The organism is Capnocytophaga sp. oral taxon 324 str. F0483 (genome assembly GCF_000318315.2).
GTDB lineage: Bacteria > Bacteroidota > Bacteroidia > Flavobacteriales > Flavobacteriaceae > Capnocytophaga > Capnocytophaga ochracea.
Window position 1 is genome coordinate 97,552 of sequence record NZ_KB291535.1, and the last position, 9,757, is coordinate 107,308.

Genomic DNA, 9,757 nt, shown 5'->3' on the forward strand with positions numbered 1-9,757 from the left:
GATTGGTATAGAAAGGGTATATAAATAGTTGATTAATAATATGATACAATAGGGTTAAAAATGTTAAAAACGGGATTTCGAGGCGAAAGAAAGAGGAAGAGGTGCTAGGACTTAGGCCATAGGCACTAGGGGATAACATCCCCCTAACCCCCTTCAAAGGGGGAATGTAGCGACGGAAAAGGGAATTAGCAAATTAGAAAATTTGGAAATTAGCAAATTTGTGGGAGGAGTTTAGTAGGGGTGTGGTGACAGAGAAAGTGGGGGAAAAGTGGAGGAGATTTTAACTTTACTAAAGTTTTAAATTATGGAAAAGTTTGCGATGCAAAAGCGATTTTGAGACTTTCCAAGTATCTCCGGCGTAACGACACAAAGAAAAAAGGGTGAGTGTGGCAACGTTATAGTGAAGGGCTATTGTTTGTAAAATCTTGTGTTTTGGGAGTTGATTTTTTCGTAGATAGCAGTTAATTCAAAAAAAAGTTGTATTTTTGACCCCTCAATAAAACTATACAGAAAGAACTTTGTTACATTATAAACGTCAACTCACTTTCATTATCAGCTTATTAGTGGTAAGCTCCTGTCTTTGGTATGCGGAATCATTCGCCTTTAAGTCGGGTGGTTTTCACTATACAACTCCGTGGGCAGTGCGCGATACTATCAAAAAAGATACTGTAGAGCCTAAAAACGACCGCCGTGGGCGACGTATCAAGCCTAAGAAACCTTCGGAAAAAGCTAAAGATTCCCTTAAAAACGATACGATTAAAAAACCTAAGAATGCCTTGGAAGACATTGTGAAATACAAGGCTAAGGACAGTATTGTGTTCAACAAGGTGAAGAACGAAATCATTTTGTACAACGAAACTAATGTGCAATATACTGATATTGACATCACTGCGGGAATAGACGTGATTAACTATGAGAAAGGCGAAGTGTATGCCGGACGCCTAAAAGACAGCGTGGGAGAATATACCCAACACCCTGTATTTAAGCAAGGTAGTGATGTAATAGAGCCCGATTCGATACGTTTTAATTACCGCAACCAGAAGGCGATTATCCGCAATGCTTATACCAAGCAGGACGAAAACAACATAAAAGGCGAAATCATCAAGAAGGAGAATGACTCTACTTACTTTATGAGAAACGCGATTATCACTACTGCCGAAGACCTCGACGACCCTGATTATTACATCAAAGTGCGCAAAGCGAAGTTCGTGCCTAAGAAGAAGGTTATCGCAGGGTTTAGCAATATGTATATCGTGGATATTCCTACGCCTTTGGCTATTCCGTTCGCTTATTACCCTATGGTATCGGGACGCACTTCGGGGCTTATCTTTCCTACCTTTGGAGAAGTGAATAACCGTGGCTATTTTTTGCAGAACATAGGTTATTACTTTGTAATTAGCGACAATTTTGACCTTTCGCTTACGGGTGACTATTATACCAATGGTAGCTATGGGCTTAGGGCACAATCGGCTTATGTGAAGCGTTACAAGTATTCAGGGAACTTCAATCTTTCATTTGAGAATAACATATACAGTATGAAGGGTTTACCTGACTATTCAGGTAGCCGTATGTACAATATCCAGTGGTCGCATTCCAAAGACGGCAAAGCCAACCCTAATTCCAACTTTTCGGCTTCGGTGAACCTATCGAGCAACAGTAGATATTATCAAGAATCCTACAATCAAGCGAATACGTCGAACTTTTTGAACAATACGATGATGTCGTCTATCTCGTATTCCAAGACGTTCCCAGCGTATCCTTCGATTAACTTATCGCTATCGGCATCGCATTCACAAAATACGAATACGAAAAGTATTGATATGACACTCCCTTCGATGCGTGCGAGTATGGAGCGCATTTATCCTTTTGCCCGTGAAGGACAAACGAAGAAAGGACTTATCAAGAGTTTGAATTTCCAGTACAGTATGCAAGCTGATAACCGTTTTTCGACCTATGACAGTTTGTTCTTTACTAAAAAAATGTTTGACGAGGCGAGAAACGGGGTGCGACACTCTATACCAGTGAGTACAACTGCTAAGCTATTTAAATACGTTACCTTAGGGTTGAACTCATCAGTAAACGAGACGTGGCAATTTAAGACAATTCGCCGTAAGGACTTCAACAGCAATACGGGCAAGGTGGGCATTGACACCCTCAGCGGTTTTGACCGTTTTATGACGTACAACCTCGGGGCGAGTCTCGGTACAACTATCTACGGTACTTTCCGTTTTGGCAAGAACGCTAAAATACAAGCTATTCGTCACGTGATGCGACCCTCGGTGAGTTATGGTTATAATCCTTCTTTTGACCAGTATTACGATTATTACATTTCGGACGCTTATGGCAACCGCTCACAATACACTCGTTTTGAGGGAGGTATCTACGGTACGCCAAGTTTGGGTGAGTCGCAATCGATAGGGTTCTCATTGGCAAACACCTTTGAAGCCAAAGTGAAACAAAAAGATAGCACTGATGCTGAGCCGAAAAAGGTAATGCTCTTGAACAGTCTCAATTTCAGTTCTAACTACAACGTAATTACCAAGCAGTTTAGTCCGCTGAACATTACAGGGGGTACTTCGTTCTTCAACGGGAAGCTCGGGGTGAACTTTGGGGCAACACTCAACCCTTATGCAATAGACAATAACGGACGACAAATGGAGAAATGGAATATAGACAACGGCGGTAGTCTTTTTAGGCTTACTAACGCCAATATTTCTACCAACTATTCATTCTCGAACAAAGATAAAAAAGACAAGAATAAAGACAAACAGACGGGTAACGTAGCGGGAGGACGTACTGATGACCTCTTTGGGTCGTCGAAACCACTAAGCGAAGTGCAGGATATGGATAAGAACCGCAAAGAAGGCGAGGATAAAGATGAGAAGAAGACCTTTTACAAGGCAGTTATCCCTTGGGACATAACCTTAGCACACTCGCTTACTTATAGCAATCAGGCACGCGAAAATAAGATATCCAACAACTCGCTAATGTTCTCAGGGAACGTATCGCTCACGCCCAAATGGCAGGTAGGAGTTTCGAGCGGTTATGACTTTGTAAACCAAGGATTCACCTATACCCAATTACGTTTTGAGCGCGATTTGAGCAGTTTCCGTATGAGTTTTCAGTTCACTCCGTTCGGTTATCGCAGTTCGTGGTATTTCTTTATCGGCATCAAAGCCTCAATGCTTTCAGACCTAAAATGGGAGAAGAACAAAGAGCCGGATAGGGTCTTAAGGTAAAAGGTAAGAGGTAAAAGGTAACAAGGAAAATTATGAAAGAAAAGATACAACAACTTCGGGAGGAACTCAATGAGCACAATTATAACTACTATGTGCTGGATAAACCTACGATTTCGGATTATGAGTTCGACCAAAAGCTCAAAGAACTACAAGCCTTAGAGCAATCATACCCAGAGTTTTACGATGAGAATTCGCCTACTGTACGCGTGGGAGGTTCTGTTACTAAAAGTTTTCCAACCGTAGTACACGAATACCGTATGTACTCGTTAGATAACTCTTATTCTAAGGAAGACTTAGAGGAATGGGAACAGCGTATTATCAAGACGTTGGGCAGTGACCAAATTAACTTTACTTGCGAACTGAAATACGACGGTGCTTCTATAGATTTGTTGTACGAAAATGGCAAGCTTAAACAAGCTACTACTCGTGGAGATGGTATTCAGGGTGACGATATTACCGCCAATGTGCGTACGATTCGTTCAGTACCCTTGCAACTAAAAGGCGATTACCCTGAACGTTTTTACATTCGCGGGGAGATAGTAATGCCTAAAAAAGCCTTTGAAAACCTCAATAAGGAACGTATAGCAGCTGGCGAAGACCCTTTTATGAACCCTCGTAACACCGCCAGCGGTAGTCTCAAATTGCAAGATACTGCCGAGGTTGCTAAACGAGGTTTGGATTGCTTGTTGTACTTTTTGGTAGGGAACACAGGTATAAAGAGTCAGTTTGAGAGTTTAGAAAAAGCGCGCGAATGGGGCTTTAAAGTACCTAATATTTCCAAATTGTGCCATTCTACTGCCGAAGTGATGGACTTTATCAATGAATGGGATACCAAACGCCACACTTTGCCTTATGAAACTGATGGGGTAGTGGTAAAGGTAGATAGTATTACCCAGCAAGAAGAGTTAGGATATACTTCAAAATCGCCGCGTTGGGCAATGGCTTACAAGTTCAAAGCAGAACAAGTAGACACTGTTTTAGAGAGTATTTCCTACCAAGTGGGACGTACGGGAGCTATTACTCCAGTGGCAAATCTCAAACCCGTGTTACTAGCGGGAACCGTAGTAAAACGCGCTTCATTGCATAATGCTGACCAGATTGAAAAGCTTGATATTCGCATAGGCGACTCGGTATATGTAGAAAAAGGCGGGGAGATTATCCCTAAAATTGTAGGCGTGAACTTAGATAAGCGCGAAGCAGATGCTCAGCCCGTGAAATATATCACCCATTGTCCTGAATGTGGTACCGAGTTGGTGCGTAACGAAGGCGAAGCGCAACACTACTGTCCTAATGCTTATGGCTGTCCGCCCCAGATTACAGGTAAGATTCAGCATTTTATCTCACGCAAAGCAATGGATATAGAAGGCTTAGGTGAAGAGACAGTAGAACAACTCTTCCGTGCCGGTATTATCCATACTTATGCTGACCTCTATGAGGTAACCGTAGAGAAATTACTTCCCTTAGAGCGTATGGCACAAAAGAGTGCTGAGAATATTGTTAAAGGTATTCAGAAATCAAAAGAAATACCTTTTGAACGCGTGCTTTTTGCTTTGGGGATTAGGTATGTAGGTGAGACTGTTGCCAAGAAGCTGGCACGCCACTACAAAACGATTGAAGCCCTAGAAAATGCCACTATCGAACAGTTGGTGGAAGTAGATGAAATAGGGAACCAAATAGCTAGCAGTATAGTAAACTTCTTCGCTGATGACTACAACCGTCAACTCATCGATAGGCTCAAAGGCTATGGCTTGCAGTTTTCGATTAATGAACAAGCCACCAAAGGTCAAACTGATACCCTCAAAGGGCTTACCTTTGTAGTCTCTGGGGTCTTTCACTTGTATTCACGGGAGGAACTCAAAGCCCTTATTGAACAACACGGAGGTAAAGTAGGGTCGTCTATCTCTTCTAAAACTAATTACGTGATAGTAGGCGATAATATGGGACCAAGTAAGAAAGAAAAAGCCGAGCAATTAGGTGTGAAGATGATTAGTGAAGAAGAATTTAATGCAATGATTTTGTAAGTAGAGTTGGATATCCTTTTATGCTATAGCCCTCTCTTTATTTGTTAAAATAAATAAACCTTCTCATAAAAAGCAATGCCCCCAAAAGTACTATCTTTTGGGGGCATTTGTCATTATTATTCTAAGTCGATTATACTTACTATTTCAATTCAAAAGTTGTTTTACGAGCTAACTGACGTGCTCTTGAAGAGTTCTTATCAACACTTGCATCTACTCCTTTTCCTTCGGCAGTAATACGAGAGCCATCAATACCTGCTTTCACAAGCAAATCTTTCACAGCATCAGCACGTTTTTGTGATAAAGTTTGGTTGTACTGAGTACCTCCTAATTCATCAGCGTAACCATTAATATTAATGTGTGCATTAGGATTAGATTTCATATATTTAGCTACAAAATCTACAGCCCAAGAAGATGATATCTGTGGTTTAGATGAATTAAAATCAAAGTAAGCATTGATATAACCTTTTCTGATAAGGTCAGCAGCTACATCATCATCTTTTACTTCTCCGTTTTCACCTACTTTATCTTTTGCTTTATAATTGTCGTTTAAGTAGCTTTCAATTTCATCAGGAACGTTGTTTCCATTAGCATCGTTCATTTTGTTTTGCTTGTTAGCCACTTCGCTCTTCAAGTCAGCAACGTTATTTTCAAGGTTAGCTACGCGTTGAGCCACTTCTTCTAATTCGTCTTTTTTAGAAGCTGCTGCCCAATCGGCGTGTTTACCGTGTTTACCGAGAGCAATATTTAAACCAGCAGTAAGAGTAAAGTGGTTTCCTTGGAAGCCTTGTTGTCCATTAGCTGATTTTGTGTCATAAGTAAGTTGTTGCTTACTATTGATGTATATTGAGGCATCAAGCAAAAAGGCTATACGGTTAGAAATTCTCAGCTGAGGAGTAAGACCTACTGTAAGAAATGCTATTTGGTCAGGTTTAGAAATATAATCACTATTAAGCTGTGAATATCCAAAACCTGCGTGCAATAGTAATCCTAAGTCACTAGTCCATTCTTCAAAGCTAAGAACACTCGCAAGGTTTGCAACCCCTTGTAAATTTACATTCCAAAGTCTAGATTCAAAATTAGGCGTATCGTCATCATTCTTAAAAACGTCGTAACCACCGCCTAAGCGAACCCCAAACTTGTTGTTTGCCATATAGCGCACACCTGCATTTGTGCTCCATAAATTAGGCGTATTAGTACTATACCCACTTGTAAAAGGAGTGGTAGGTTTATTAAACCCTCCGTTTATATCAATAGACCATTTGTTATAGTCATTCTGTTGTGCTTGGACTCCAAAGAAAACCAATGAAGCCAATAGTAAAATGCTTCTTTTCATTACTTTCTGATTTTATAATTATACAAAAACTGGGGCAAAGGTATAACTTTTTTTTGTATTCAAAAAGTTTTTAACAAACTTTAAAACTTCTGCTCTTCTCTATTGCATAAGTTTTTAGTGCTTATCTTTGTGTTTTAATAACATTCTTTCCAATGGTGTGATAGCACTATCAACCCCTTCTTCAAAAGTCTTAAACTGTTTCTTTACCACAAGACTTTCTCCTGGGATATGTACTTTCACTTCTACTATTTTATTTTCTTTGGTATTGGTATTTTCCAACTTCAAATGCACATCTGCTTCGATAATCCTATCGTAAAAATTATCGAGCTTATCAAGTTTTTTCTGAATAAAGTCTACTAATTTTTGGTCGACTGTAAAATCAACTGGGTGTACGTGTACTTTCATAATGTTTACAAATTTAAGGTTTAACAATTCAATTATTCTTCCTCATTGCTATTGCCTTTTGCCCGAGGGTGTGCTTTCTTATACTGCTTTTTGAGTTCAGCCAAGCTGGTGTTCGTATACACTTGGGTAGAAGCCAAGCTGGAATGCCCCAGTAGTTCCTTCACAGTATAAAGGTCTGCTCCATTATCTAACAAATGACTCGCAAATGAGTGTCTCAATACGTGAGGACTCACATCTTTCTTTGTTGTTACAACACTAAAATACGAATTAATAATTCTGTATACCAGCGTCGAATATATCTTTTTACCATTCTTTACTAAAAATAGATAATCCTGGCTTTTTTCATTCTTTACCTCTTCTCTTAAAACTAAATATTCTTTAAGAGTATTTTCAAGCTCAGGAATAATAGGTATATACCGCTCTTTATCACCTTTCCCAAGCACTTTTATTTGTTTTTGCTCAAAATCCACATCGCTTACTTTCAGTCCAGACAACTCTGAGCGACGTATACCCGTAGCATAAAGCGTCTCAATCACTGCCCTATTTCTCACTTCATCAAATGAGTCCTTCGATGAAAAAAAGGACAACACCTTTTCAATCTCAGCTTCCGAAAAAGGCAACTTGTGCTTCTTCTCCGTTTTCAATAAAAATATGCCTTTCTCAAACGGACTTATTTCTATCTGTTTCGTCTTCTTCAAAAAATTGTAATAAGTCTTTAAAGCCGATAACTTCCTATTGATACTCCTAAATGAAATAGTTTCATCCGATAGGTGTATAATCCATTTCTTTATATCTTCTTGGTCAGCTTGTTCCAAACAGCAATCTTCCCCTTTTTCCTCATATAGACTCTTAATAAACTTCTCAAAACTCCTAAGGTCGTGTTTATAAGCCTCAACTGTATGGTCAGAATATTTCATCTCTATCGAAAGATAAATAATAAAGGCGTTGATAGACATAGGTTAAAAATTTAGTTGATTAGTAAACTCAGTTTTTCAAGCAAGGTTCTCACCTTTCTTCGCTACAAAATAAGTAAATATTTTTGACATACTCCATAAAAAAAGTGTTAAATTTTAAGATGAATTGTTAATTATTTTTTTACTTGTAGAAAATGAGAGAGTTATATTTCTCTTTTTCTTCCTATAAAATTTCTTTTCTTACTAAATATATTGAAATCACTTTACATTACTGTCCGGTTCTAATCGCTTCCACAGGATTGAGCCGTTCAGCCGACGATGCAGGTATAATACCCGAAAGTAAACCTACTACAAACGAGATTCCTAAGCCTATCGCTACGTTCTTAAACGATAGCACAAAGTTAAACCCATCACTACTGCTCGGAATTATAAAGGTTAGTAACCACACAAAGAACAACCCAAAAAGTCCACCAATAATAGCCAAAAGCACCGCTTCAAACAAAAACTGAAACAAGATAAATTGGTTTTTAGCTCCTAACGACTTTTGTACTCCTATAAGGCTCGTGCGTTCTTTCACGCTCACAAACATAATATTAGCAATACCAAAGCCCCCTACCAAGATTGAAAAGCCTCCTATAATCCAGCCCACAACGTTCATCATACTAATCGTCTCGTCTATCATATCGGTAAACGACGATATTTTATTGACAAAGAAGTTATCTATATCCTCAGGTTTGAGTCCGCGATAAGTACGGAATTTCTGGCGCAATACCGCTTCATACTCCGCCATATCTACTCCTTTTTTAGGCTTTAACACTACTCCACTGGGTAGCCCTTGTGGGCCTGTATTCATAAATCCTCTTACGAAATTAGCTGGCACATAAGCATTATCATCGGGACCTCCCCCCAGTTCGCCATATTTTTTCAGTACCCCAATAACTGTGAGTCGGCGACCAAAAATGCGTATCTCTTTATTCATAGGGTCTTCCTCACCAAAAAGCTGTTCAGCCAGATTATGCCCTAATATAACTACCGCAGTACCGGCATTCGCTTCAGCTTCGTTGTAAAACCTACCTTTTTCTATCCTAATATCACTTATTTGTTCAACTCCTGCCGAAGTAGATTGTATAGTAGGCGACGGAATCGTTTTGCCATTGTATTTTATCGTCGAAAATACCCCAAACAATTCATACACCACAGCTTCAGTATTAGGTATTTCACGCTTCATAAATTCATATTCCTGATAGCTAACTTGCGGAAAGTTCAAGCGTTGCCAACGGGGTACATCGGTAGGAGCAAAAGAGAATTTAGAGACGTTTATCATATTCTTGTCTAACCCCGAAAGGCTCTCCTGAATACTTCTATTCAGCGAATCAACCGCCGCTAATACCGATATAATAGAGAAGATTCCCACCGTTACACCCAATAACGAGAGGAAAGTGCGGAGCTTATTGTCTCGCAACGATTTGATTGCGAAGTTAAAACTCTCCTTTAATAGCTGCAAATAAATAAACATAGGTCAGTTATACTTGTATTTCTTTTTTGCAAATGTACATTATTTTTTTTAATTAAATACGAAATATTTTTTTCTTTCCTCCACTTCTTCGTCACTACACACCCTCTTTTGAAGACAGCCAGCGAGAAGTTTTCACCACATTACCTTCACTTTCTCCGTCACTACACTTCCCCTTTCCCGTCATACTTCCCCTACTGCCTATGGCCTAAGGCCTATCACCTCTTCCTCTCTCTTTCGCCTCGAAACCCCGTTTTTACCATTTTTAACCCTATTGTATCATATTATCAATCAACCTCTTATATACCCTTCCTATACCAATCGTCCAAGAT

The 9,757-nt window shown here is 39.4% G+C and carries 6 protein-coding genes; 2 read left to right on the forward strand and 4 right to left on the reverse strand.

Translation table 11 applies throughout. The features are described from left to right. Positions 1 to 563: 563 nt before the first annotated feature. Both HMPREF9072_RS10775 and ligA read left to right on the forward strand, forming a co-directional pair. The gene (locus HMPREF9072_RS10775; RefSeq protein WP_009411749.1) at positions 564 to 3,239 is read left to right on the forward strand and encodes a putative LPS assembly protein LptD; all 2,676 of its coding nucleotides are present in this window, start codon (positions 564 to 566) and stop codon (positions 3,237 to 3,239) included. A 32-nt stretch (positions 3,240 to 3,271) separates the two neighbouring features. Further along, positions 3,272 to 5,260, forward strand: a complete 1,989-nt coding sequence (ligA, locus tag HMPREF9072_RS10780) for an NAD-dependent DNA ligase LigA (RefSeq protein ID WP_009411750.1) — start codon at positions 3,272 to 3,274, stop codon at positions 5,258 to 5,260. 139 nt (positions 5,261 to 5,399) lie between these two features. Here ligA and HMPREF9072_RS10785 read toward each other — a convergent pair whose 3' ends face one another. From HMPREF9072_RS10785 to HMPREF9072_RS10800, 4 genes are all read right to left on the reverse strand, one after another. Beyond that, positions 5,400 to 6,593, reverse strand: coding sequence for an OmpA family protein (locus tag HMPREF9072_RS10785; protein WP_009411751.1), 1,194 nt, complete (start codon positions 6,591 to 6,593; stop codon positions 5,400 to 5,402). A gap of 114 nt (positions 6,594 to 6,707) precedes the next feature. Next, a complete protein-coding gene (gene hpf / locus HMPREF9072_RS10790) occupies positions 6,708 to 6,998 on the reverse strand; it encodes a ribosome hibernation-promoting factor, HPF/YfiA family (protein WP_002671089.1) in 291 nt (96 codons plus the stop codon). 32 nt (positions 6,999 to 7,030) lie between these two features. Beyond that, positions 7,031 to 7,954 carry a tyrosine-type recombinase/integrase gene (locus tag HMPREF9072_RS10795; protein WP_002671087.1) on the reverse strand — a complete coding sequence of 308 codons (924 nt, stop codon included), beginning with the start codon at positions 7,952 to 7,954 and terminating at the stop codon, positions 7,031 to 7,033. Positions 7,955 to 8,180: 226 nt separating this feature from the next. After that, positions 8,181 to 9,428, reverse strand: a complete 1,248-nt coding sequence (locus tag HMPREF9072_RS10800; RefSeq protein WP_009411752.1) for an ABC transporter permease — start codon at positions 9,426 to 9,428, stop codon at positions 8,181 to 8,183. Positions 9,429 to 9,757 lie beyond the last annotated feature (329 nt).